Source organism: Kitasatospora sp. NPDC085464, assembly GCF_044541955.1.
GTDB lineage: Bacteria > Actinomycetota > Actinomycetes > Streptomycetales > Streptomycetaceae > Kitasatospora.
Genome location: NZ_JBITTM010000001.1, coordinates 143,406 through 166,504, shown reverse-complemented (window position 1 = coordinate 166,504; position 23,099 = coordinate 143,406). Strand labels below are relative to the sequence as shown.

Here is a 23,099-nt window from a genome sequence, read left to right as displayed (position 1 = left end):
CCACGGGGAGACGGGCGGGCGGGAGCGGGCGGTTCTGGTCCGGGCGTGAACAAGTGATGAGGACGGGCGGCATGGCAAGCTGGCCCGCATGTGCGGTCGGTTCGCAGCCAGCAGCAAGCCCGAGGACGTCATCGAGCTGTTCGACGTCGAGCAGTGGGACCCCGAGGAGACCCTGGACCCGAACTGGAACGTCGCACCGACCAACAGCGCCTTCGTGGTGCTGGAGCGGATGGCCGGGGAGCAGCCGCGGGCGGTGCGGCAGCTGCGGGTGCTGCGCTGGGGGCTGGTGCCGCAGTGGTCGAACACCGCGGAGACGGCGGTGAAGATGATCAACGCCCGGTCGGACACGGTGCACGAGAAGCCCTCCTACCGGCAGGCCTTCGCCGCGCGCCGGTGCATCCTGCCGGTGGACGGCTACTACGAGTGGCAGACGGTGCCGGGCGAGCGGGGCAAGGCGCGCAAGAAGCCGTACTTCGTCTCCCGGGCGGACGGCACCCCGCTGGCGCTGGCCGGGCTGTACGAGTTCTGGCGCAACCGGGCGGTGCCGCCCGGGCACCCGGAGGCCTGGCTGGTGACGTTCACGATCGTCACCACGGACGCCGAGGAGTCGCTGGCGCCGATCCACGAGAGGATGCCGCTGTTCCTCGACCCGCAGGACTGGGACGCGTGGCTGGACCCGAGGCTGACCGACCCGGACGCCCTGGGCCGGCTGCTGATACCCCCGCCGCCCGGCGCCCTGCTGGCCACCCCGGTGTCGCCGGCGGTCGGCAGCATCCGCAACAACGGCCCGGAGCTCAAGGAGCCCTGGGCCGAGGTCGAGCACGAGACCACCCTGTTCTGAAGCGCATCCGGGAGCGAGCAGCGATGACGACCGAACTCATCCCCACCGAGGCCGGGGAGGCCCGGATCACCCACCACCGGGCGGCCGAACCGAAGGCCGTCCTGGCCCTCGGGCACGGCGCGGGAGGCGGGATCGAGGCCCGGGACCTGGTGGAGCTGGCCGGGCGGCTTCCGGAGCGCGGGATCAGCGTGGCGCTGGTCGAGCAGCCCTGGCGGGTGGCGGGCAAGAAGCTGGGCCCGGCGCCGAAGGCGCTGGACCTCGGCTGGCGGCCGGTCGCCGAGCACCTGGCCGGGCAGGGGCTGCCGCTGGTGGTGGGCGGGCGCAGCGCCGGGGCGCGGGTGGCCTGCCGGACGGGGGCGGCCACCGGGGCGGTGGGGGTGGTGGCGCTGGCGTTCCCGCTGCACCCGCCGGGCAAGCCGGAGAAGAGCCGGGCGGAGGAGTTGCTGGAGTCGGGGCTCCCGACGTTGGTGGTGCAGAGCGTGCAGGACCCGTTCGGCGGGCCGGAGGAGTTCCCGGAGCTGCCGGCGGGGCACGAACTGGTGGCGGTGCCGTACGGCGGTCACGGGTTCGCGGTGCCCAAGCGGGCGCCGATGGGGCAGGACGAGGTGGTGGACCTGATCTGCTCGGCGGTCGGGGACTGGGTCCTGCGGCTGGTCTGAGGCGGGCCCGCGGCCGGGCCCGGGACCGCCGTGAGCAGGGAGTTTCCGGTCGCTCACTCGTGCGAGTGAATGGTGCGCGAGGACGGGAATGCGGGCGGGGCCGGGGTGGTTGACACCCTCGTCAGCACGAGTCACCGGTGAGAGGCAGGGCAGATGGGTTCGATCGCGTGCCCCGAACGGCCTGAGGAGCGGGAGGCCGCCACGGCCCTCGTCCCCTCCTGGTCGGAGTGGATTGACGCGGGCGAGAAGCCCGTCAGCCCGATATCCTCCATTTCTGGGCGGCCCGCCGTGGGCCGTGGCCGTCATGCCGAGGAGGTGGGTCCGGTCGTCGGGACCGAGCACGAGGCCGAGCCGGGTCGTGGCCCGGACGAGGTCCGGCCTGCGGGCGAGGCGCTCACCGGTGAGGAGCTGGCCGAGGCGATCGGTGAGGACACCTACCGGGTGTCGGCGGAGGAGAGCGAGGAGGCCCGGCGGGAGCGCTTCGAGCGCGACGCCCTGGGCTACCTGGACCCGATGTACTCGGCGGCGCTGCGCATGACGCGTAACCCGGCCGACGCGGAGGACCTGCTCCAGGAGGCGTTCGCCAAGGCGTACGCGTCCTTCCACCAGTTCCGTGAGGGCACGAACCTCAAGGCCTGGCTGTACCGCATCCTCACCAACACGTTCATCAACTCGTACCGCAAGAAGCAGCGGGAGCCCCAGCGCACCGCGGCGGAGGAGATCGAGGACTGGCAGCTGGCCAGGGCGGAGTCGCACATGTCGACCGGCCTGCGCTCGGCGGAGACCCAGGCGCTCGACCACCTCCCCGACAGCGATGTGAAGGACGCGCTCCAGGCCATCCCGGAGGAATTCCGGATCGCCGTCTATCTCGCGGACGTAGAAGGCTTTGCGTACAAGGAGATCGCGGACATCATGGGTACTCCCATCGGTACGGTGATGTCCCGGCTGCACCGCGGCCGCCGTCAGCTGCGCGGCATGCTGGAGGATTACGCCCGTGAGCGCGGGCTCGTCCCGGCCGGCAGCGGGGCAGGGCAGGAAGCGAAGGGCTCGGGCTCATGAGCTGCGGCGATCCGCACGAAACCGAGTGTGGCGAGGTCCTCGACCACCTCTATGAATTCCTCGACAACGAGATGGCCGAGGGCGACTGCGCGAAGTTGCGCGTGCACTTCGAGGAGTGCTCGCCCTGCCTGAAGCAGTACGGGCTTGAGCAGGCGATCAAGGCGCTGATCAAGCGTTCCTGCGGGTGCGACGACACCCCGACCGATCTGCGTAGCAAGGTGCTGGCCAGGATCGACTCGATCCGGGCCGGGCAGCGCTCGGGCGAGCAAGTGGTCGTCGCGGTGGAGGCCGCCGTGGAGGTGCACGCCGAGTCCGCCCGGCCGGCACCGAAGTTGGCGCAGGGTGAGGCGGGCGAGGAGCCGGCCGAGCGTCCGAGCGCCCCGGTCGAGGCCGGCGCCCCGGCGGAGTGACCGTCAGGGCAGGCGTCCGGGCGTAGGCGTCCGCCGGCCCGTCGACGAGGGCGGCCCGCCCGGTCCGGGCCAAGGGAGTCCAGCGGCCCCGGGAGCATGTGCTCCCGGGGCCGCTCCCGTTCTGCTCACGTGCGCCGTCACTCGTTCGGGTGAGTTGGCGGTGCGCCAACTGCGCCATTGCGCGATCATGCGTCCCCGCGCCCGGACGGCGGCCTATCCTCCTGACGGACGCTCACCGCCGGTTCGCCCGGCGTGCTGAGGCAACACGGGCCCGGACGGCGGGGAGGTCGACATCGCTACCGACAGTGGGGGCGCGACCCTGCCGCCCGGCGCGGCGCGCTACCTGGTGGCCGTCCCGGTGGCGGCGCTGTGCTGCCTGGTGCCGCTGCTGCCCGCCGGGGCCACCCCGGGAGTCCCGCGCTGGCTCGGCCAGCCGGTGGACTGGCCCAAGGTCGGGCTGCTCGCCTTCCTGCACGGCTGCTGGGAGTCACTGGCGCAGGGTCTGCCGACGCCCTGTCTGGTGCTGGTGCGCAGACTGCTGCGCCGCCCGGCGCCGCCCGAGCGGGTACCCGCCCGGCCCGGGGTGAACGCCTTCTTCCCGGTGCTGTTCGCCGGGGTCCTGATGCTCCCTCCGGCCGCCGCCGCCCTGGTCGCCGCGCCGGCCGCCCTGCTCGGCGGGCCGAGCGGGCGCGGCTGCCGCGGGCGCCAGCTGTTCAACGGCTCCCAGCTCGCGCTGTGCGCCTTCACCTCCTCGGTCGTCTTCCACCTGCTGCGCGGCCCGCAGCTGCTGCTGGGCTCCCGGTTCCCGGCCGCGCTGCTGCCCGGCTTCACCGCAGTCGCCGCGTTCTGCCTGGTCAACGGGGTGGTGGTGGGCGTGATGGTGATGCTCAGCGAGGGCCGCGGGGCCGGGGTGCTGCTGCGTGGGGCCTGCTCGGTGTGCGGACTGCCGGTGCTGGTGCACGCGGCCGGCGGACTGATGGTCGCCGTGCTCTGGCAGGGCCCGTACGGTGCGTTCGCGGCGCTGCTGGCACTGCTGCCGCTGTCCATCTCCGCCTGGGTGTTCGCCCAGGGCCAGCGCGAGCAGGACGCCCACCAGGCCACCGTGCAGTCGCTGGTGCAGGCCGTGGAGATCAAGGACGCCTACACCCGCGGGCACAGCGAACGGGTCGGCCGGGCCTCGGTGCTGATCGCCACTCAGCTCGGCATGGAGGCCGACCGGCTGCGCACCCTGCGCTTCGCGGGGATCCTGCACGACGTCGGCAAGCTCGGCGTGGCCACCGAGCTCCTGCGCAGAAACGGTCCCCTCACCGAGGCGGAGCGCCGGGCCGTGGAGATCCACCCGGTGTACGGGTACGAGCTGGTGCGCGGGATCGACTTCCTCGGCGAGGCGCACGCCGGGATCCTGCACCACCACGAGCGGGTGGACGGCCGGGGCTACCCGAGCGGGCTGGCGGGCGACCGGATCCCCGAGTTCGCCCGGATCATCTCGGTCGCCGACGCCTTCGACTCGATGACCTCCACCCGCTCCTACCGGCGCGGCCGCCCGGTCGCCGAGGCGGTGGCCGAGCTGGAGCGCTGCTCGGGCAGCCAGTTCGACCCGGTGATGGTGCGGGCGCTGATCGACGCGCTGGCCGTCCACGACTGGCGGCCGGTGGTGCACTCCGAGGACTGCGTGCGGGCCGTCCCGGACATCCCGCTCGGGGTGCCCGAACCGGTCCGGACGGCTCCCGGCCGGGTACCCGCGCAGGGCGGCGCTCCCGCGCCCGGGCAGCCGTGACGGCGCCCGGGCGCGCGGCCCTCGGCCGGACGGCCCGCAGCCGGACGCTCGCCGACCGCGCGGCGTGCGGGCCCACCACCCGCGCGGTGCACGCGGCCGCCGCCGCACTGCTGGCGCTCGCGCTGGGCGCGGTCGCGGTGCGCGGGGTCGCGGAGCCCAAGGTCGCGCTGGCGTTCACCGTGCTGATCGCGCTCGGCGAATGCGTCCGGATCACCCTTCCGGGCGATCGCGAACAGGCGCCCATCGGCGCTGCCAGTGCGCTGGCGTACGCCCTGCTCGGGCCGCTGCGCGGGGTGCCGACCGCGCACGGGATGCTCCAGGTGGTCACGGTGACCGGGGCGGGCCTGCTGCTGGCCTGGCTGCCCGGGCTCGCCGCCCTGCCGCACCGCCCCGAGCGCCCGCACCGCCGCCCGCCCTGGGCCGACCCGGCCCGCCGCGACAGCGCCGTCCGCCGGCTGCTCGCCGTCGGCTTCGCGGCCGCCGTCTTCCAGCCGCTCTACAACGGCGGCCTGGTCGACCGTTTCTCGCCCGAGGGCCCGGCGTACGGGGCCTTCCTGACCGTCGTCGCCGCGCTGGCCGCGCTCTGCGACGCCACCCTGGCGGCCCTGCTGCGCCGTTCGGCGGGCGGGCTGCGGTTCCCCGCGGCGCTGGAGGACGAGCTGCGCTCGCTGTTCGGCATCGGCTCGGCGATCGTCGCCACCGGGATGCTGGTCAGCCTCGCGGCCGGCGAGGTCGGGCTCTGGGCGCTGCCGCTGTTCTGCACCCCGCTGCTGCTCGCCCAGGTGTCCTTCCGGCGCGCCGCCGCGGTGCGGGCCACCACCGGTCAGACCATCGCCAGCCTGGCCCGGGCCACCGAGGTGGCCGGCTACACCCCGCACGGGCACGCGCGCCGGGTCGCGGACACGGCGTGCGCGCTGGGGCGCGAGCTGGGTCTGGGCACCCGCGAGCTCGCCCTGCTGGAGTACGCCGCGCTGATGCACGACGTCGGCCAGCTGTCCCTGGTCGAACCGGTGCCGGACGGCGCCACCGCGGTGCTGCCGTGCGTCGAGCAGCAGCGGATCGCCCGGCTGGGCAGCGAGGTGATCAGCCGTACCGGCGTGCCCCGGCAGGTCGCCGAGCAGGTCGCCCGGCTGGCCGACCCCTGCGCCGGGCCCGCCGTCGGCGAGGGCCCGGTGCCGCTCGCGGCCCGGATCATCCGGGTCGCCAACGCCCACGACGACCTGCTCACCGTGGCCCGCGGCCGGGGCGTCGGTGAGGCCGTCGGGCGGCTGGAGGCGCTGGAGGTCATCCGGCTGGGGCGCGGTCGGGTCTACGACGCCCGGGTGGTGGACGCCCTGGCCAGGGTCGGTGGACAGGCCAGGGGCTGACGGCCGGGACTGCCGCCCGAGGGCCGGAACCGGCGCCGCAGCCGGGGCCGCAGCCGGGGTCGGACCCGCCAGGGGTTGAGAGGGCGCGGCCGGGCGGGCAGGCTGGGGAGGGGCGGGCCCCAACCTCGGCGGTGGGGAGCGCGGGCGGGGGCGGGCGTGGTTGGATGCGGTCGTAGCGTGGAACACCGACCCGGAGCGCCGGGCCCGGTACGCCGTCCGAGGCGGTACGGGCACGGTGGCACGGGACTTGAGCGGACGACGACGGCAGGGACGAACGTGAGGATCTTCCACCGGGCACGGCACCGGCCGTCCGCCACCTGGCGGCAGACGACCGACCGGGCCTTCACGCTGATCGGCGACGGTCGCTACGAGGACGCCGGCGCGCTGCTGGTGATGGCCGCCGACCTGGAGCCCTGGCTCTCCGACTCGTGGTTCAACCTCGCCCTCCTGCACAAGTTCCGCCGCGACTGGGAGCAGGCCCGCTCGGCCGGCCTGCGCGCCGTCGCCCTGCTGGACCGCGAACACGGCGCCCCCGACTGGTGGAACCTCGGCATCACCGCCACCGCCCTGCAGGACTGGCCGCTGGCCCGCCGCGCCTGGCAGGCGTACGGGCTCAAGCTGTCCGGCGGCCCCGGTGGTCAGCCCGACGGCCCGGTCAGCCTGGACCTCGGCACCACCCCCGTGCGGCTCTCCCCGGACGGCGAGTCCGAGGTGGTCTGGGGCCGCCGCCTCGACCCGGCCCGGATCGAGGTCCTCTCCATCCCGCTGCCCTCCTCCGGCCGCCGCTGGGGCGAGGTGGTGCTGCACGACGGCGCCCCGCACGGCGAGCGGGTCACCGACGGCGTCGCCTACCCGGTGTTCGACGAGATCGAGCTCTGGGCCCCCTCCCCGGTGCCGACCTACGTGGTGCTGCTGCAGGCCGCCACCGCCGGGGACCGCGACGCACTGGAGCGGCTGGTCGCCGACGCCGGCTACGCCGCCGAGGACTGGACCTCGTCGGTACGGCTGCTCTGCCGCGCCTGCTCGGAGAGCCGGATGGCCTCCGACGACGGCGTCGCGGCCCACCACGACCCGCACGACGACGGCGACGCCGCGCACCCCGGCCACCTCAGCCACCTCAGCCAGGGCGGCGCCGCCGGGATGTCCTGGCTGGTCGAGCGCGAGTGCGGGATCGCCGCACCCGCCCACCTGGTGCGCACCCTGCTGGACCGCTGGGTCGCGGCCTCCCCGGGGACCCGGGCGTACCGGGATCTCGAAGAGGTCTGCTGAGACCCGCTGAGTACCCTGGTGAGGTACGCGTAGGACCTATGGAAGCGGAAGACATGGCGGAGCAGGCCGAGCAGCACGAGCACGAGCACGACGTGGAGGGGGCGGCGCCCGAGGCTCCCGTGAAGGTGATCGGTGAGGAGCCCGACCTCGGCAAGGGCACCGCCCGTCCGATCACCGTCGTCGGCAACCCCGTCCTGCACCGCGAGGTCAAGGACGTCACCGCCTTCGACGACGAGCTCTCCGCGCTGATCGACGACATGTTCCAGTCGATGTACGCCGCCGAGGGCGTCGGCCTCGCCGCCAACCAGATCGGCGTGGACCTCAAGGTCTTCGTCTACGACTGCCCGGACGACGAGGGCGTGCGCCACATCGGCCACGTGATCAACCCCAAGCTGGAGGAGTACCCGGCCGACCGGCGCCGGGTCCTCGACGACGGCAACGAGGGCTGCCTGTCCGTCCCCACCGCGTACGCCGAGCTGCCGCGCCCGGACTTCGCCGCCGTGACCGGCGTCGACAAGGACGGCAAGCCGATCCGCGTCGAGGGCACCGGCTTCTTCGCCCGTTGCCTGCAGCACGAGACCGACCACCTGTACGGCACCCTCTACATCGACAAGCTGTCGAAGCGCGACCGCAAGGACGCCCTGAAGCAGATGGCCGAGGGCACGCCGAAGTACGCGACCGTGCCGAACGCGTAACGGCGGAACGCTCATTGTCGAAGGCCGGTGCGGACCTGTCCGCACCGGCCTTCGGGCGTTCCCGGCCGCGGGATGTCACGTCCTCGTGCCGCGTCCGGTCTACCCGGCGGGAGTGACCGAGTGAGTGACCGAGCGAAGGAGATCCGTCATGAGGGCCGTCATCGTGTGCGCGTCCGTGTCCCACGGCAACACCCGGAGGATCGCCGAGACCATGGGCCGGGTGCTGTCGGCCCCGGTCGTCGAGCCCGAGCAGGTCGATCCGGCGGAGCTGGCCGGCTACGACCTGGTGGGGTTCGGCTCGGGGATCTTCACCGGCCGGTTCCACCCCCGGCTGCGTGACTTCGTCCGGTCGGTTCCGCGGGGGCAGCGGGGCAGGGCGTTCGTGTTCGCCACCAGCGGGCTGCCGGAACTGCCGGTCCGGCCCTTCACGCGTCCGCTCGTACGGGCCCTGGAACAGAAGGGCTTCGAGGTGGCCGACGCCTTCTCCTGCCGGGGCTTCGACACCTGGCTCCCGTTCAGGCTCGTCGGCGGCCTCAACAAGGCGCGGCCGGGCGCGGAGGACCTGGCGGCGGCGCGGGCGTTCGCCGAGGGGCTGGGGGCCCGGGGCCTCGAAGGCGGCGGGAGGTGAGACGGAGGGCCGGTGCGGGCGGATCGGGGCGCACCGGCCCTCCGGAGCAGGTTCGAGTCGGTTCGGGCTACTTCGGGATGAAGATCCACTCCGGCCCGTAGACGGCTTGGGGGTTGGCGGGCAGTTTGATGGCGTTCAACTGCCGTGCGAAGTCACCCAGATCGTTCATGTGGCCGATCGCGTCGGAGAGCGAGTCCGCGTTGCCGCCCCAGGCCGCTTCGAGGGCGCGCAGCATGTCGCTGTAGGCGGTGTTGAAGTCGTTCAGCACGGCGGCGGTGGTCCGGTCGGGCTCGTTGCCGGGGGAGTTGACCCAGCCGCCGGCCGGGACCCGGGGGACCGGTGCGACGCCCGGGAGCGGGATGTCGGGGCCGGTGAACTCGAACCTCCCCGTCGCCGGGTTCTTCACGAGCTTCTTGCCGACGGCGATCTCCTTGAAGGCGTAGTAGTGGGCGAGTTCACCGGGCGCGCCGTGGAAGGGGTTGTCCGGGGAGGCGTCGGTGCCCTCGCCCTGGGTCCGGATGACGTCGATCGCCTTCAGCACGTCGTCGATGGTGTTCATCGCGACGATGTCGTTGCCGGCGCCGTGGCCGATCGCCCCGAGCGGGAAGGTCACCTGGTTCTGCCCGGTCAGCAGGTGGGCGAACTTCGGGAAGACGTTGGCGATGCGCTGGTAGAAGGCGCCGATCGTGTTGCCGTCGGCGGCGAAGGCGAGCGGGTTCTCGGGCTTCTCGATGTCGGAGAAGAGCGTGGCCGACTCCCGGCTCAGCCCGCTGAGGAAGACCTCCAGGCCCGGGTTGACCCCGCCCGGCAGCTCGCCCGGGTACTTGGGGACGGTGAGCGGGTCCTTGAGGACGACCGTGCCGCCGATGCTGGTGAGCATGTTGCAGACCAGGCCGAAGTGCGACATCTCGTCGAAGACGATCTCGCGGATGGTGTGGCGGACCGGCTTGCTGTTGTCCTGATCGGTGATCGACCAGAGGGCGGTGGCGTAGGGCGGGATGGTGGAGAGCTCCAGCATGATCGCCCGCTGGAGGGCGTCCTTGAGCTCGTGCTCCGTCCAGTCCTCCTCGGCCATGCTCATGAGCTGGACGATCGCGTCGCTCTCGTAGTCCAGGATTCCGGTCGTCGGCACGGGTGGGCCCCTTTCGTCGTGCGGCTGTGCGCGGAACGTAGCCGGGGCCCGGTCGTCCGCATGCGTGGGAGGCCGGTGTGGCCCGGGAGTTCATCCGGACGGGCGGGGCGGGGGAGCTGTCAGGGGGCACGCCTAGGGTGATGGACAAGATCATCGGCCGCCGCCGCCGCCCGGCCCGGGCGGTGTCGTGGCGCCCGGGTACCGTACCGGGGTGTCCACGACATTCGATCTTCCGGCCGAGCTGTCCGCCTCGCTCGCGGGCCCGGCCGCCGCCTGGCGGTTCGTCGAACGGTTCGCCGCACACCTCGGAGCACCGGTCGAGGAGGCGCACGGCTGCACGGAGGAAGAGCTCGCCGCGGCCGAGCAGCGCCTCGGCCTGCCGCTGCCCGGGGCGCTGCGTGAGGCATACGGGAGGTTCGGGCGGCGCTTCGACCTGTTCGGCGGCCAGGAACAGTGGATCCCGCTGGAGGACGTGGAGGTGGAGGACGGGATCCTCATCTTCATGGCCGAGCGGTACTGGTACTGGGCGGTCGGAATCCGGCTCGACCAGGCCGGCGGTGACGACCCGCCACTGGTGACCGACGCGACCCCGGGCGACCCGGTGGAGGCGGAGTGGGAGCCGATGGCCGACCGCTTCTCCGCGGCTTTCGTGGAGTCGGTGCTGAACGGGAACCTCCTCTGCGACGACATGGGCGGGATGCGTCGGGAAGCGGCGCCCGGCGACATCGACCACGTGGAGCGGGAGTTCACCCCGCTGCCGCCCTTCGAGGAAGGGCCGGCGGAGGACGGCCGCCGGTGGTACGCGGGACCGGAGGTGCTGGTCTGCGTCGACCGGACGGACCCCGACGTCGAACTGGGCTGGCTCTGCGTCCGGGCCTTCAACCGGCAGGCACTCGACGGGATGTGTGCTGCCCTGCGGGGTGACTGGACCTACACCATGAACTACTGAGCGAGCCGGTCGGTCGGGCAGGAGAGGCCCGGCCAGGTGCTATTGGGGCACACGATCACGTAGTGGCCCGACCACCGGATGTCGGACACCCAGCGGGACCAGACCACGTCGGAGGCCCGGGCGAGTTGGTCGAGGGCGAACCGGCGGCGCGTGGCGGTCGGGAGCCAGGGGTCGCCGCCGGGCGAGTGCTGCTCGTAGCGCTCCGCGAGCCAGTCGGCTGCGCCTGCTGCTGTGTCCCAGGTGCCCCGGACCTGGGAGGGCGGCCGCAGCAGCCACCAGCCCGTCATCATCGGCGGCAGCTCCGAGAGGCCGAACCGTGCGGCCTCGACCGGTCGGCGCTCCGACTCCCGCGCCAGCAGCCGGCCGTCACCGGCCCACTCGTAGCCGTGGAAATGCAAGCGCGCTCCTCCTCGCAGGGGTTGGGGGCCCCGGCCGCCCGCACGGGACTGCGGGCGGCCGGGACTGTCGGGGGACGTCAGACCGACAGGCCGAACCGCGCCGGGTCGATCCCGGCCTCGGTCAGTTCCTGGGCCGTGAACAGCAGCGGTTCACGGTCGGGCCGCTTGCTGTCGCCGAGGGCGAAGACACCCGGGGCGTCGGGCACGGCACCGAGGGTCACGCAGGTCTCGGAGCCGTCGTCACCTCCGCCCTGGTTGCCACCGCACGCACGGTTGAACTCGATCTGCGAGAGGTCGAGTTCGTACAGGTTGTGATCGGTCATTGCCTGCACCTTCCGGTATCGCTTCGGGGCGCGGAACGGCCCCGCTCCGCCCAGGAGTCGGGCGGGAGATTCAAGGGGAAAGGGCTCGTGGAAGAGCAGTCAGCCCCAGAGGCTGATGCGCGTGGTGAGCTGGTTGACCGGCACCTGACGGGGCGGGGCGTCCGGATCGAACAGCGGCCGGACCAGAGCCCGGCCGTTCTCGGCGCCGACGATCTCGACCAGGCCGCCGCTGGTGAGGTCCTTCCGGATCGGGTTGTTGTCGATCCGATCCATGAGTTCCGTGTGCGTGCGGCGACGATTGGGCGTGGTCGGCTGCGCGGAACCGGCAGCGGGCATGGAAGGCTCCCGTGACTCGCGGATCGTTTCGGTGAGCCACCAAGTTACGCGGGATTCGGTGCTATTCCTGCACGATTTCCTGTTCCCGCAAGAACTCGTCGCGGATCGCCCCAACCATTTCTCGCATGGTGTTTCCGGCAAGAGCCGTAAGTTCGAATCGGTGGAACCGTTCCCGGTATAGCTCCACATCCTTCGGTTCACTGGTGGTGATCTCGGAATGGGGGATCTCGACAATCACCAATCGATTATCATAGACAACGAACGATGAGGAGGGTACTTCGATCATGGGAATCGAGAGCGGTACGACGCCAATCCAGACGTTCGGGAGGCGGGACAGGGCGATGAGCCGGTCAAGCTGAACAGCCATCTCGGGAGGGGAGGTAAGCCGCCACCGCAGCACCGATTCGGTGATCAGGTGGCGAAACGACTTGGCGGGCTCGAAGAGTACGGCTTGGCGCTGGAGTCGAGCGCCGATGGTCCGTGACAGCACTTCCTCTGTCAGGCCCTTTGTGCTGAGGATCGCCCGGACGTACTCCGGCGTCTGACACAAGCCGGGGATGCAGGACGGCTGGAAGACCCGTTGAACGACCGTCTCGGCTTCCACGGCCCGGATGGCCTCCTGGTGCAGGTGGAACCCGCTGCGACGGCACAGGCGCCAGGCCGTGGCCTCGGTAACTTCTCGACGGGCTGTCTCGACCAGGCCGGCCCGGACTTCATCGGATACCCCGATGGCTGTGAGGATGCGGTCCACGTCCATTGCTGTCGGGGCGATCTTCCCCGTTTCGATGCGGCTCAGCTTGGATGGGGACATGGCAGCGCTGCGGGCGACTGCTTTGGCCTCTTTCCCACTGGCCTTTCGCAGCTCCCGCAGCGTGCTACCGATGTTCCCTCTCATTAATGCCGTGCCGCGCCCACCAGTCGGTGAACGGCTCGGCGTGGCTCAGAGCCGCGTCTCGCCACCGAATCCATTTCTCAACCTCGGACTCTTCCTCAGCTCCGAGGAATGCCCCCTCATCGTCGTAAGCCATCGAAACGGTCGCCGACTCATCGAACATCCAGAAGTCGGGAACGCCTTCGAGAGGGTTCGGCCTGTCCGTGATGTCGAGGATGAAGAACTCTTCGCCCGCCGTGGCGTTGGTCTGGTACCCCCAGCCCAGTTCGAATTGGAGATAAGGCGTGAGAGGTCGGGTGAGAATGTGGACCCGGTACATCCGGCGGCCGGCGTCGATGTTCCGTTGGACCTGCGCCAGCCACCTGGCGTTGTAGTCGGTGGGCTTCGGCTTCCCGGTCAGGAACGCCTGGTAGGCGTCGACGCTGCCGGACTTGCTGTAGTCGTCCAGCGTCTCCAGCCGGAACGCTTCCCACTGGAAGTCGTCGAAGAGTGCGCCGAAGGCGTTAGGAGAGATGGTCACGGGTAACCCTCACCAGGAGATCGATCGGGATTCGTACGGCTGTTTCGGTGTCCGGTAGCTGCATCGTGGCCAAGGCTTCCTCGTCATCCACCCGGAAGCCCTGTACGACCAGATCCCCGGTGTCAGTGGCGTAGATCGTCGGGCACGGCCCGTTGTCGCAGGAGCTGTCTAGTTCGGTCAGCTTCACGGCTGTTTCCTCCCCCTTGGCTTCTCGTTCGATGCTCGCGACTCCTGGTGTGCCAGGTCAAGAACTCGATCTTTCGAGAACGAGAAATCGGTCTGGTGGGTTGTGCCCGCCCCGCCCCGGCGTGGATGCCGGGGCGGGGCGGGGGAGTTCAGGGGCGGTCGGTGGTGATGGTGATCGGGTGGGCGGTCCAGTCGGTCATCTCGCCGACGTAGAGGGTGATGCTCCAGCTGCCGTCCTGGTGTAGGCGGCGGGCGACGCCCTCGCCGCCGCCCGGGCCGATGCAGATCCGGATGAGGTCCCGGTGGGCCTCGCGGATCGGCAGGTTGCGGACGCGCTCCCACAGGACGGGGAGGGCGTGGTCGAGGCTGGGGAAGACCGTGGGCAGCATGATGCCCGAGATCTCGGCCCGGACGGTGCTCACGCGGCGGCCTCGGCGGGGGCGGAGACGTGGCACCAGACGAACTTCCCGATGCCGCCGGCGCGCGGGCAGCAGCCCCACTGGGTGGCCAACTCGTGCACGAGGAGCAGACCTCGGCCGCTCTCGTCGGCGGTGGTGGTGTCACGGAGGGACGGTTTCTCGCTGTCGGCGTCGTGCACCTCGATGCGGAGGGTGTCGTCGTCGGGGGAGAGGCGGAAGCGGATGAAGATCAGGCGCCCGCGCGGCGTCCGGGCGTGCTGGACGGCGTTGGTGACCAGCTCGCTGACCAGCAACTCACCGGTGGGGAGCAGGGGTTCGCCCGAGGGGTGGGGGCGGAGGAAGTCCCGCAGCTCCTGACGGGCGGCGCGGGGGGACTTGCGGTGCCGGGGCAGCCAGCAGGTCTGCTCGACGGGGGCGGGGGAGACGGTTTCAGGCATGGCGGGGCCACCTCTGGAGTGTGCGGGTGACAGCAGCTGAAGAAGGCATGGGAATGCCCGGGTGAAGCCCGCCATGATCACGGTGTGTCTCCTGGCGGACTACGTTGAGTAGCATGCTCCTGGGAGCTTCCATGGTGCAAGTCCCCACTTTGGAAGTGATCAAAGATTGTTGTCAGCCGACGGAGAGGGGCAGACTGGCAGATCACGGAAGTGAGGAGGTCGCGACATTGCCCGTGAACCGGAACCCGACAGTTCGGCAGCGCCGTCTGGCTCGAACTCTCAAGGAGCTGCGGACGGATGCGAACCTGACGATCGCTCACTCGGCCCGGCGTCTTGAGTGCGCCGAGAGCAAGATCAGCCGAATCGAAGCCGCGCAGTCTGGGATTCGGCTGGTGGATCTTCGGCTGCTGCTCGACCTGTACGGGGTGAGAGACCCGGCGACGCGGAGCCGGCTGGAGGCACTGTCGCGTGAAGGCCGCTTGCGCGGATGGTGGGACCGGTACTCGGACACGCTGTCGCCGCTGTATGCCGACTTCATTGCGCTGGAGTCCGACGCGTCGGACATGTACAGCATCCAGACCTTCCTGGTGCCGGGGCTGCTCCAAACCGAGGACTACACGCGTGCGGTGGTCCGCGCGCAGATAGAGGATGCGACGTCGGAGCAGGTCGAGAGGCTCACGAAGGTTCGCCAGGAACGGCGAGCGGTACTGACGCGTGAGGCGCCGCTCCGCATGTGGGTCGTCCTTTCCGAGTCCGTGCTGAAGCATCGGATCGGTGGCCGGGCGGTCATGCGGGACCAGCTCGAATCCCTGGTGGCGAGCGCGGAGCAGCCGAACATCAACATCCAGGTCCTGCCGGAGGAATCAGACGTCCACGCTGCACTGTTCGGTCCTGTCGCCATCTTGAGCTTCCCGGAGGCGACGGAGACGGACGTGGTGTACGTCGACAGCCTTCTCAGCACGCTCTACATCGAGGAACCGGAGGAAGTGTTCAAATACACCGACCTGTTCCGCCGCGCCCTGGCTGAGTCGCTGCCGCGCACCGAATCGATCGAACTCATCGAGCGCGCAAAGGACAAGATCTAGAAATGGTGAGCATGTTCCTGCCGTCAGCTTCGGCCGCCGGACTTGAGTGGCGCAAGTCCTCCTACTCAGGCGCCCAGAGTGACTGCGTCGAGGTGGCGGCAGTCCTTGCGGTTCCCGGACTTGACTGGCACAAGAGCACATACAGCGGGCAAGGCGGGAACTGCGTTGAGACGCAGGTCAGGCCGGCGACAATGGCTGTCCGGGACTCCAAGGATCCTGGCGGGCCGGCTCTGGTCTTTCCGGCCGATGCCTGGTCTTCCTTCCTCGCCGGGGTCAAGTCCGGCGAGTTTCCGACCGACTGAATCAACAGTGCTGCCCCGCACGGGCTGTGGCCGTGCGGGGCAGCATCCTGCTCTCAGCTGAAGTTGTCGACCCAGAAGAACACGGTCCTCAGGACCGCTCCTGGACCACCGGCGCCGAAGGCGAGGACCATGGACTGGGCGACCGCCACATCCGTGGGGTCGATGCCGTGGGACCAGGTGATCCGGGCGCTCAGGCCGGGAATCGTGCTTCCTGGCGCATACGCCCGGTACGAGCCGCGGGCATCCGCTATGCGCACCCCGTTGCGGCGCAGCTCCGCCCGGCGGAGGCTGGTCGACCTCAGCTCGTAGGTGCGGTCGCCCACCACGGCCGTGCGGGTGCGCGACTTCCGCCCGATCGGCACGTTCTGGCCGTTGACGTTCATGGCGCCGTGGTCGCGGTCGGGCACCACCGTGACGGTGGGCATCCCCACCCCCTGCACCCGGGCCACGACGGACGGCCAGCGGTCATGACTGACCTGTATCGGCCCGAACGGGCCGTTGATCACGCGCTGTTGGAGCTTGGACATTCCTGGCTATCCCCCGAACACCGAGAACCGACAGCGGAGCTGCCGTGACGGCAGCTCCGCTGTTCGCTGAACGTTGTTGTCGACTTAGAAGTCGTCGTCGAAGGAGACCGAACCCTCGACCGCGACCTGGTACGCCGACACGCGCCGCTCGAAGAAGTTGGTCAGCTCCTGGACGTTCTGCAGCTCCATGAAGCCGAACGGGTTGGTCGACCCGTAGCGGATCGGCAGACCCAGACGCGCCAGGCGCTGGTCGGCCACCGCCTGCAGGTACTCCCGCATCGAGGCGGTGTTCATGCCGGGCAGGCCCTCACCGCACAGGTCCTGGGCGAACTGGAGCTCGGCCTCGACGGCCTCCTCCAGCATCTCCGTGACCTGCTTGGCCATCTCGTCGTCGAAGAGGTCGGGCTCCTCCTCGCGGACGGTGTCCACCACGGAGAACGCGAAGTCCATGTGCATGGACTCGTCGCGGAACACCCAGTTGGTACCCGTGGCCAGGCCGTGCAGCAGACCGCGCGACCGGAACCAGTACACGTACGCGAACGCGCCGTAGAAGAACAGGCCCTCGACGCACGCCGCGAAGCAGATCAGGTTGAGCAGGAACGCCCGCCTGTCCTCCTTCGTCTGCAGCGAGTCGATGTGGTCGACCGCGTTCATGTACTTGAAGCAGAACTGCGCCTTCTGGTGGATGGAGGGGATGTTCTCCACCGCGGCGAAGGCCGCGTTGCGGTCCTCCGGGTCCGGAAGGTAGGTGTCCAGCAGCGTCAGGTAGAACTGGACGTGCACGGCCTCCTCGAACAGCTGGCGCGACAGGTACAGGCGCGCCTCCGGGGAGTTGATGTGCTTGTAGAGGCTCAGCACCACGTTGTTCGCGACGATGGAGTCACCGGTCGCGAAGAAGGCGACCAGCCGGCCGATCATGTGCCGCTCGCCCTCGCTCAGCTTGGCGAGGTCGGCGACGTCGGAGTGCAGGTCCACCTCCTCCACGGTCCAGGTGTTCTTGATCGCGTCCCGGTACCGGTCGTAGAACGACGGGTAGCGCATCGGGCGCAGGGTCAGCTCGAAGCCGGGGTCGAGCAGCATCTTGCGGTCGTCGGGGGTGCTCACTGGCAGGCCTCGCAGGACTCGGGGTTCTCCAGGGAGCAGGCGATGGCGTCCTGCTCGGCCTGGGTCATGGTGGGGGCGGGGACCGGCACGGCGCTGCGGGCGGCACCGGAGGCGGCCTGGGCGATGCGGGTCGCGGGACGCGAGCGCAGGTAGTAGGTGGTCTTCAGGCCCACCTTCCACGCGTAGGCGTACATCGAGCTCAGCTTGCCGATGGTCGGCGCCGCCATGAACAGGTTCAGCGACTGGCTCTGGTCCAGGTACGGCATGCGGGCCGCGGCCAGGTCGATCAGCGCGCGCTGCGGCAGCTCCCAGGCCGTCCGGTAGAGCGAACGGACCTCGGCCGGCAGCCAGTTCAGCTCCTGGACGGAGCCGTTGGCGTCGCGCAGCGAGTCGCGGGTCTGCTGGTCCCAGACGCCGAGCTCCTTGAGCTCGCGCACCAGGTACGGGTTGACCTGGAGGAACTCGCCGCTGAGCGTCTCGCGCTTGAACAGGTTGGACACCTGCGGCTCGATGCACTCGTACACGCCGGCGATGGACGCGATGGTCGCGGTCGGCGCGATGGCCAGCAGCAGCGAGTTGCGCAGGCCGGTCTCGGCGATCCGGGCGCGCAGCGCGGTCCAGCGGTCGGCCCACTGCTGGGCGGCCGTCGGGAAGTGGTCGATGTGCAGCTCGCCGCGGGCGGCGCGGGTCTCGCCGTACGCCTCGTGGCGGCCCAGCTGCTCGGCCAGGTCGGCGGAGCGCTCGTACGCGGTGAGCATGATGCGCTCGGCGATGAGCGTGGACAGCCGCGCGGCCTGCGCGGAGTCGAAGTCGATCCGCAGCTTGAAGAAGACGTCCTGGAGGCCCATCACGCCGAGGCCGACCGGGCGCCAGCGGGAGTTGGACGTCCCGGCCTCGGTGGTCGGGTAGAAGTTGATGTCCACCACGCGGTCGAGGAAGGTGACGGCGGTGCGGACGGTGGCGTCGAGGCGCTCCCAGTCCATCGCGCCGAGCAGGTCGTCCGCGGAGGCGCCGACGGCCACGTGCGCACCGAGGTTGACCGAACCCAGGTTGCAGACGGCGGTCTCGGAGTCGTCCGTGACCTCCAGGATCTCGGTGCACAGGTTGGAGGAGTGCACCGTGCGGCCCGGCAGCGCGGTCTGGTTGGCGGCGCGGTTGGAGGCGTCCTTGAAGGTCATCCAGCCGTTGCCGGTCTGCGCCAGGGTGCGCATCATGCGGGCGTAGAGGGTCTGCGCCGGGATGGTGCGGACGGCCTTGCCGGCCTGCTCGGCCTTGCGGTAGGCCTCGTCGAACTCCTCGCCCCACAGGTCGACGAGCTCGGGCACGTCGGCCGGGGAGAACAGCGACCAGTCCGCGTTGGCGTTGACCCGGCGCATGAACTCGTCCGGGATCCAGTGCGCCAGGTTGAGGTTGTGGGTGCGGCGGGCTTCCTCGCCGGTGTTGTCGCGGAGCTCCAGGAACTCCTCGATGTCGGCGTGCCAGGTCTCCAGGTAGACGCACGCGGCGCCCTTGCGGCGGCCGCCCTGGTTGACGGCGGCGACCGAGGAGTCGAGGGTGCGCAGGAACGGCACGATGCCGTTGGACTTGCCGTTGGTGCCGCGGATCAGGCTGCCGCGCGAGCGGATGCGCGAGTAGGACAGGCCGATGCCGCCGGCGTGCTTGGACAGGCGGGCGATCTGCGCGTAGCGGTTGTAGATCGAGTCCAGGTTGTCCAGCGGGGAGTCGAGCAGGTAGCAGCTCGACATCTGCGGGTGGCGGGTGCCGGAGTTGAAGAGCGTCGGCGAGGAGGTGAGGTACTCCAGGCGGCTCATCAGGCCGTACAGCTCGGCCACCTCGCGCACCGACTGCTCGTTGTCGCCGACCGCCAGGCCACAGGCGACGCGGAGCAGGAAGTGCTGCGGGGTCTCGACCACCTTGCGGGTGATCGGGTGGCGCAGCAGGTAGCGGGACTGCACGGTGCGCAGGCCGAAGTACTCGAAGCGGTCGTCGCCCGCGGCGTCGATCAGGGCGTCCAGCGCGGCGGCGTGCTTGGCGACGAAGTCCGCGGTGGTGTCGCCGATCAGGCCCTCGGCGTGGCCGACGGCGATCGAGGCGGAGAAGGACGTGGCGCCCTGGCTGTTCGCCTCGTCGACGATCTCCAGCGCGAGCAGGCGGGCGGCGAGCTTCGAGTACTGCGGGTCCTCGGCGATCATCGACGCGGCGGCGTCCACGGCCAGCCCGCGCAGCTCGGCGAAGTCCGAGCCGGCGTGGCGGCCGCGCAGCGCAGCGGCGGCGACATGGCCGGGGTCGACCTCGGGGAGGTCGACACTGCGGTCGGTGAGCAGCCGCAGCAGGGCGCCGCCGGGGTCGGAGACCTTCGGGTCGATGAAGGCGGTACCGGAGCCCTGGGCGGGCAGGGTGGCTGAGGCAGCGGTGGTCAAGGCGCTCTCTCCTGGCGGCGATCGGCGGCGGTGATCGGAGCCTCGGGCCGGTCGGGGCAGGGGAGCACGGCACGAACGCAAACGGCGTCGCGCGACGGTGTCTCCCCGGCCCGCCCGCGAGGCCCGGAGGGGTGGTGCTTGGTGCTGGCGCGGCCTCTGCGGGAGGGCCGTGGCGCACGCCGCCGGCAGGTACTCGGACTCGCGGGGACAGCTGCTCCAGCCGCCCGCACACCGCTGCGGGGCAGTCCCGGATTCGCACCGGGTTCCCCTGCATCGACAGCAGAAGCGAGCATACATGTAGTGCCGCTGCTCTGCGGCGGCACCATATGTTGTGCCTGTCGTGTCGCCCGCGTGGGCGGGCCCGCCGGCCGGTCAGTGCTTGAGATAGACCTTGTACGTGCTCGAATCGCCGGTCGGCGAAGTGAATTGCGCCACCAGTCGGTACTGCCCGCCGGCCGCCAGCGCGGCGCTCAGGGCGCGGTCGGTGGCGCGCGGCGCGGTGCTGTCGAGGACGACCATCGTGTACCAGCCGTCGCGGATCGCGGCGACGCTCCCGTCGTCCCCGTGGTGCTGCACGCCGGCCGCGTCGCGGTACTCCGTGCCGGTGCGCGCGGAGACCCACTGCTCGGGCTTGCTGACCGCGCCGAGGTAGTACTCGGCGAGTCCGTCGACCTCGGTGAGGTAGCGCCCCTGGGGCACCGCGTGGGACCGCAGGACGGCCAGCAGGCGGCCGGAGTCGGGTCCGTTCTGGTACCGCAGGGCGGACTGTTCCAGGCCGAGGGCGAGCAGCGCGACCCACACCAGGATGCCGAGCTGGGGGTGGCGGAAGTGGGCGCCGACCAGCCGGGTCAGGCCTACCCCGGCGAGCGGGGCGGCCAGCAGCATGCCGTAGGCGAGGTGGCGGAACAGCGCCCCGGAGGTGCCGGTCCACACGTGCGCGGCCGGGACGAGCAGGGCGGTGGCGGTCAGCACGGTGCCGAGCAGGGCGCGGTGGCCGCGCGAGGTGGGAACGGCCTCCTTCTCGGGCGCGTCGTGCTCGTTCATCTGTTCGCGGCGCGCGTACGCGATCGTGCCGGCCACCGCGAGGACGGTGAACAGGCCGCTCCACTGGACGGTGGAGAGCAGGACGGCGCGGGCCGAGCCGGGGGCGTTGCCGTGTGAGGGCGACCACCCGGCGAGCTCGCCCAGCGTGCCGTACGGCAGCAGCAGGACGACGGTGCCGGCGGCCAGCAGCAGGGCGCGCAGGGCGGCCGGGCCGAACCGGCGGTGCGGACGGGCGGTGGCCAGCGCGAGGCCGACCAGGGCGGGCACGGCGAAAGCCGCGGAGTACGCGACGGCGCAGGCGAGCGCCGCCGCCGGGGCGGCGGTCAGGATCAGCGCCGGATGTCGCCGTGAGGTGAACACCGTGGCCCAGGCCGCGAGGGCGACCAGCAGCACGGCGAGGGACTCGGGGGCGGCGTAGAAGCCGACCACGACGGTGGACTGCAGGACGGCGTAGACGGCTATCGCGCAGATCGCGACCCGCTCGTTGAACAGCCTCCGGGTCAGCGAGTACAGCAGCACGGTGGTGGCCAGCGCGAAGCCGAGGCTGAGCAGCCGGGTGCCCCAGATGCCGTTGGCGTCGGCGGCCGCGCCCGCCAGCGGCGGGTAGAGCCAGGGCGAGCCGTTGATCCGGTCGACCAGGTCGGTGGCGACCGGGGTGCCGTGCATCAGGTGGGCGAGCTGCCGACGGCCGGCGACCATCGCGGCGGCCTCGTCGGGGTGCGCGGCGGCGAGCAGGCGCAGCGAGAGCGCGGCCTGGACGGCCAGGACGGCGCCGAGCAGGCCGCGGGCGATCCAGCGGCGGCGCGGGCTGGTGCCCGGGTCCCAGCCGATCGCGGGGACCTGCGGGATCGTGTACGGGGCCAGCTCGATGCCGTCGGGGTTGGCCACGGCGGTCGCGGTCGCCGCGGTGGCCGGTGCTGCGGTCGGCGCGGCGGTGTCCGTGCGGGGCCCGGGGACGGTCGGCTCCGACCCCGCGGCCCGGCGACGGGCGGCGCGGCCGGTCGCGGTGCCGGCGGGCGCGGTGCGCTCGGGCGTGGCGCGCTCGGGCGTGGGCCCGTCGGGCGCGGTGCCGCCCTGCCGGCTGCCGTCGGGCGCGCTGCCGTCGGGCGCGGGCCCGTCGGGCACGGCGCCGCCGGGCGGTGCGTCGCCCTTCGGCGCGCGGCGGCGCGGGATGGGGGCGAACGGGTTGAAGTCGGAGTCAGTGCTCATCGGGGGTTCCGGATGTCGAAGCCGTAGCGGGGGTCGGACACGCGCTGCTTGAAGGCGGCGAGGGTGTCCGGGACCGCCTCGACCCGCCAGTCCGCCCGCTTGACGATGTTGAACCAGACGAAGCCGACGATGTCGTCGTGCGCCTCCAGCCCGGAGAACAGCTGGTCGATGTCGGCGCGTTGGCGCTTGCCCTGCTCGGAGGCGGTCTCGCTGATGAAGAAGGGCTTCTTGGAGAAGGTGCGGATCTCGGCCATGGTCGGCCCGTACAGGGTCTCGAAGGTCTTCGGCCCGCTCTTGGTGAAGTAGCCGGTCATACCGGCCCAGTCGACGTAGGTGTCGCCGGGGTAGTACGGCGCCAGGCGGGTGTTGGGCGCGGGGTCGGTGATGTTGGGGCTCCACACCCAGATCACGTTGGTCGCGCCGGCCTGGTCGAAGATGTCGTGGACGTGGCGCCAGGCGGCGACGAAGTCCGCCGGGCTGGAGGCCTGGCGGCCCCACGGGTACCAGTCGCCGTTCATCTCGTGGGCGATGCTGACGGCGATCGGCAGGTTGAGCTTGGCGACGGCCTTGGCGACGCCGCGCACGTAGTCGTCGGTGTCCCCGGCCGCGATCGAGGCGAGCGAGTGGTCGTACGGCTCCCAGGCCATGTAGGGCAGCGCCCCGGCCTCGTAGATCCGCCGCACGCCGGCGGTGTCGAAGCCGCCCTTCCAGTGGGCGTAGTACTCCAGGACGTTGGGCTGCTTGCCGATCGTGGCGCTGTAGGGGCCCAGCGCGTCCATCGAGGCGGGGACGTCGGGCAGGGCGGCGCCGAGGTACTTGAGGCCGGGCTTGAGCAGCGGCGTGACGTCGTACGGGACGCCGGCCGGCAGGGCCTTGGGATTGGCGGCCCCGGTGGGGGCGGAGGCGGCACCGGGCGCGGCCGCGGTGCCGCCGGCCGCCTGGCCCGGGGCGGTGGTGGCGGCCGGGGCGGGCGGGGCGAAGCCCTTCTGCATCGCGAAGCCCGGGTCCTCCGGGCCGCAGGCGGTGAGGAGCAGCAGGCCGGCCGTCAGCACCGGGAGCGCCAGCCGGCGACGGAGCCGACCGGCCCCTCGGGGGTGTGCGGTCATGGCGA

General features: G+C 71.4%; 26 protein-coding genes and 1 riboswitch. Of the genes, 12 read left to right on the top strand and 14 right to left on the bottom strand.

All coding sequences use genetic code 11. The features are described 5' to 3' along the window. The first annotated feature begins 88 nt into the window (after positions 1-88). From ACIGG8_RS00745 to ACIGG8_RS00705, 9 genes are all read left to right on the top strand, one after another. The gene (locus ACIGG8_RS00745; protein WP_396544465.1) at positions 89-841 is read left to right on the top strand and encodes an SOS response-associated peptidase; all 753 of its coding nucleotides are present in this window, start codon (positions 89-91) and stop codon (positions 839-841) included. 23 nt (positions 842-864) lie between these two features. Beyond that, on the top strand, positions 865-1,500 hold the full coding sequence (locus ACIGG8_RS00740) for an alpha/beta family hydrolase (protein ID WP_396544463.1): 636 nt from the start codon (positions 865-867) through the stop codon (positions 1,498-1,500). A gap of 315 nt (positions 1,501-1,815) precedes the next feature. Next, positions 1,816-2,559 (top strand): sigma-70 family RNA polymerase sigma factor, encoded by a 744-nt coding sequence (locus ACIGG8_RS00735; protein ID WP_396544461.1) that lies wholly within the window; start codon positions 1,816-1,818, stop codon positions 2,557-2,559. Next, the gene (rsrA, locus tag ACIGG8_RS00730) at positions 2,556-2,969 is read left to right on the top strand and encodes a mycothiol system anti-sigma-R factor (RefSeq protein ID WP_396544459.1); all 414 of its coding nucleotides are present in this window, start codon (positions 2,556-2,558) and stop codon (positions 2,967-2,969) included. Before ACIGG8_RS00735 ends, rsrA begins: the two co-directional genes overlap by 4 nt. A gap of 346 nt (positions 2,970-3,315) precedes the next feature. Continuing rightward, positions 3,316-4,746 carry an HD-GYP domain-containing protein gene (locus tag ACIGG8_RS00725; RefSeq protein WP_396544457.1) on the top strand — a complete coding sequence of 477 codons (1,431 nt, stop codon included), beginning with the start codon at positions 3,316-3,318 and terminating at the stop codon, positions 4,744-4,746. 86 nt (positions 4,747-4,832) lie between these two features. Further along, positions 4,833-6,113, top strand: coding sequence for an HD-GYP domain-containing protein (locus ACIGG8_RS00720; RefSeq protein ID WP_396544741.1), 1,281 nt, complete (start codon positions 4,833-4,835; stop codon positions 6,111-6,113). Between the two features lie 276 nt (positions 6,114-6,389). After that, positions 6,390-7,382, top strand: coding sequence for a hypothetical protein (locus ACIGG8_RS00715; RefSeq protein ID WP_350523010.1), 993 nt, complete (start codon positions 6,390-6,392; stop codon positions 7,380-7,382). Positions 7,383-7,435: 53 nt separating this feature from the next. Then, positions 7,436-8,077, top strand: coding sequence for a peptide deformylase (gene def / locus ACIGG8_RS00710; protein WP_350523009.1), 642 nt, complete (start codon positions 7,436-7,438; stop codon positions 8,075-8,077). Positions 8,078-8,225: 148 nt separating this feature from the next. Continuing rightward, positions 8,226-8,705 carry a flavodoxin family protein gene (locus tag ACIGG8_RS00705; protein WP_396544454.1) on the top strand — a complete coding sequence of 160 codons (480 nt, stop codon included), beginning with the start codon at positions 8,226-8,228 and terminating at the stop codon, positions 8,703-8,705. Between the two features lie 67 nt (positions 8,706-8,772). On the opposite strand, the gene ACIGG8_RS00700 is transcribed toward ACIGG8_RS00705, so the two are convergent. After that, complete coding sequence (locus tag ACIGG8_RS00700; RefSeq protein WP_396544452.1) at positions 8,773-9,837, bottom strand: ferritin-like protein; 1,065 nt, start codon at positions 9,835-9,837, stop codon at positions 8,773-8,775. 211 nt (positions 9,838-10,048) lie between these two features. Between ACIGG8_RS00700 and ACIGG8_RS00695 the strand changes: the two genes are divergently transcribed. Further along, a complete protein-coding gene (locus tag ACIGG8_RS00695) occupies positions 10,049-10,786 on the top strand; it encodes a hypothetical protein (RefSeq protein WP_396544450.1) in 738 nt (245 codons plus the stop codon). On the opposite strand, the gene ACIGG8_RS00690 is transcribed toward ACIGG8_RS00695, so the two are convergent. The 8 genes from ACIGG8_RS00690 to ACIGG8_RS00655 all read right to left on the bottom strand — a co-directional run bounded on the left by ACIGG8_RS00690 (position 10,780) and on the right by ACIGG8_RS00655 (position 14,297). Then, positions 10,780-11,184, bottom strand: a complete 405-nt coding sequence (locus ACIGG8_RS00690) for a hypothetical protein (protein WP_396544448.1) — start codon at positions 11,182-11,184, stop codon at positions 10,780-10,782. The two genes, ACIGG8_RS00695 and ACIGG8_RS00690, sit on opposite strands and share 7 nt — an antisense overlap. Positions 11,185-11,261: 77 nt before the next feature. Continuing rightward, positions 11,262-11,507, bottom strand: a complete 246-nt coding sequence (locus tag ACIGG8_RS00685; protein WP_396544446.1) for a DUF397 domain-containing protein — start codon at positions 11,505-11,507, stop codon at positions 11,262-11,264. 99 nt (positions 11,508-11,606) lie between these two features. After that, complete coding sequence (locus tag ACIGG8_RS00680) at positions 11,607-11,780, bottom strand: hypothetical protein (protein ID WP_396544444.1); 174 nt, start codon at positions 11,778-11,780, stop codon at positions 11,607-11,609. Positions 11,781-11,904: 124 nt separating this feature from the next. Beyond that, complete coding sequence (locus ACIGG8_RS00675) at positions 11,905-12,738, bottom strand: helix-turn-helix domain-containing protein (RefSeq protein WP_396544442.1); 834 nt, start codon at positions 12,736-12,738, stop codon at positions 11,905-11,907. Then, positions 12,719-13,255, bottom strand: a complete 537-nt coding sequence (locus ACIGG8_RS00670; RefSeq protein WP_396544441.1) for a DUF6879 family protein — start codon at positions 13,253-13,255, stop codon at positions 12,719-12,721. Before ACIGG8_RS00670 ends, ACIGG8_RS00675 begins: the two co-directional genes overlap by 20 nt. Beyond that, positions 13,239-13,442: a hypothetical protein gene (locus ACIGG8_RS00665; protein WP_396544439.1), complete on the bottom strand. Its 204-nt coding sequence runs from the start codon at positions 13,440-13,442 to the stop codon at positions 13,239-13,241. Before ACIGG8_RS00665 ends, ACIGG8_RS00670 begins: the two co-directional genes overlap by 17 nt. A 148-nt stretch (positions 13,443-13,590) precedes the next feature. Beyond that, on the bottom strand, positions 13,591-13,863 hold the full coding sequence (locus tag ACIGG8_RS00660; protein WP_396544437.1) for a hypothetical protein: 273 nt from the start codon (positions 13,861-13,863) through the stop codon (positions 13,591-13,593). Next, the gene (locus ACIGG8_RS00655) at positions 13,860-14,297 is read right to left on the bottom strand and encodes an ATP-binding protein (protein ID WP_396544435.1); all 438 of its coding nucleotides are present in this window, start codon (positions 14,295-14,297) and stop codon (positions 13,860-13,862) included. Before ACIGG8_RS00655 ends, ACIGG8_RS00660 begins: the two co-directional genes overlap by 4 nt. Positions 14,298-14,428: 131 nt before the next feature. Between ACIGG8_RS00655 and ACIGG8_RS00650 the strand changes: the two genes are divergently transcribed. Then, a complete protein-coding gene (locus ACIGG8_RS00650; RefSeq protein ID WP_396544433.1) occupies positions 14,429-15,382 on the top strand; it encodes a helix-turn-helix domain-containing protein in 954 nt (317 codons plus the stop codon). A gap of 2 nt (positions 15,383-15,384) precedes the next feature. Continuing rightward, on the top strand, positions 15,385-15,684 hold the full coding sequence (locus tag ACIGG8_RS00645; protein WP_396544431.1) for a DUF397 domain-containing protein: 300 nt from the start codon (positions 15,385-15,387) through the stop codon (positions 15,682-15,684). Positions 15,685-15,737: 53 nt separating this feature from the next. On the opposite strand, the gene ACIGG8_RS00640 is transcribed toward ACIGG8_RS00645, so the two are convergent. The 5 genes from ACIGG8_RS00640 to ACIGG8_RS00620 form a co-directional block, all read right to left on the bottom strand. Then, on the bottom strand, positions 15,738-16,211 hold the full coding sequence (locus ACIGG8_RS00640) for a hypothetical protein (protein WP_396544429.1): 474 nt from the start codon (positions 16,209-16,211) through the stop codon (positions 15,738-15,740). Between the two features lie 84 nt (positions 16,212-16,295). Beyond that, positions 16,296-17,291: a ribonucleotide-diphosphate reductase subunit beta gene (locus ACIGG8_RS00635; protein WP_396544739.1), complete on the bottom strand. Its 996-nt coding sequence runs from the start codon at positions 17,289-17,291 to the stop codon at positions 16,296-16,298. Positions 17,292-17,311: 20 nt separating this feature from the next. Beyond that, positions 17,312-19,711: a ribonucleoside-diphosphate reductase subunit alpha gene (locus tag ACIGG8_RS00630; RefSeq protein ID WP_396544737.1), complete on the bottom strand. Its 2,400-nt coding sequence runs from the start codon at positions 19,709-19,711 to the stop codon at positions 17,312-17,314. 190 nt (positions 19,712-19,901) lie between these two features. Further along, a riboswitch (cobalamin riboswitch) is annotated at positions 19,902-20,045 on the bottom strand. A 62-nt stretch (positions 20,046-20,107) separates the two neighbouring features. Next, entirely contained in the window at positions 20,108-21,988 is a 1,881-nt protein-coding gene (locus ACIGG8_RS00625) for a glycosyltransferase family 39 protein (protein ID WP_396544427.1), read from the bottom strand. Beyond that, positions 21,985-23,094 carry a glycoside hydrolase family 26 protein gene (locus ACIGG8_RS00620; RefSeq protein WP_396544425.1) on the bottom strand — a complete coding sequence of 370 codons (1,110 nt, stop codon included), beginning with the start codon at positions 23,092-23,094 and terminating at the stop codon, positions 21,985-21,987. Before ACIGG8_RS00620 ends, ACIGG8_RS00625 begins: the two co-directional genes overlap by 4 nt. Positions 23,095-23,099: the final 5 nt, after the last annotated feature.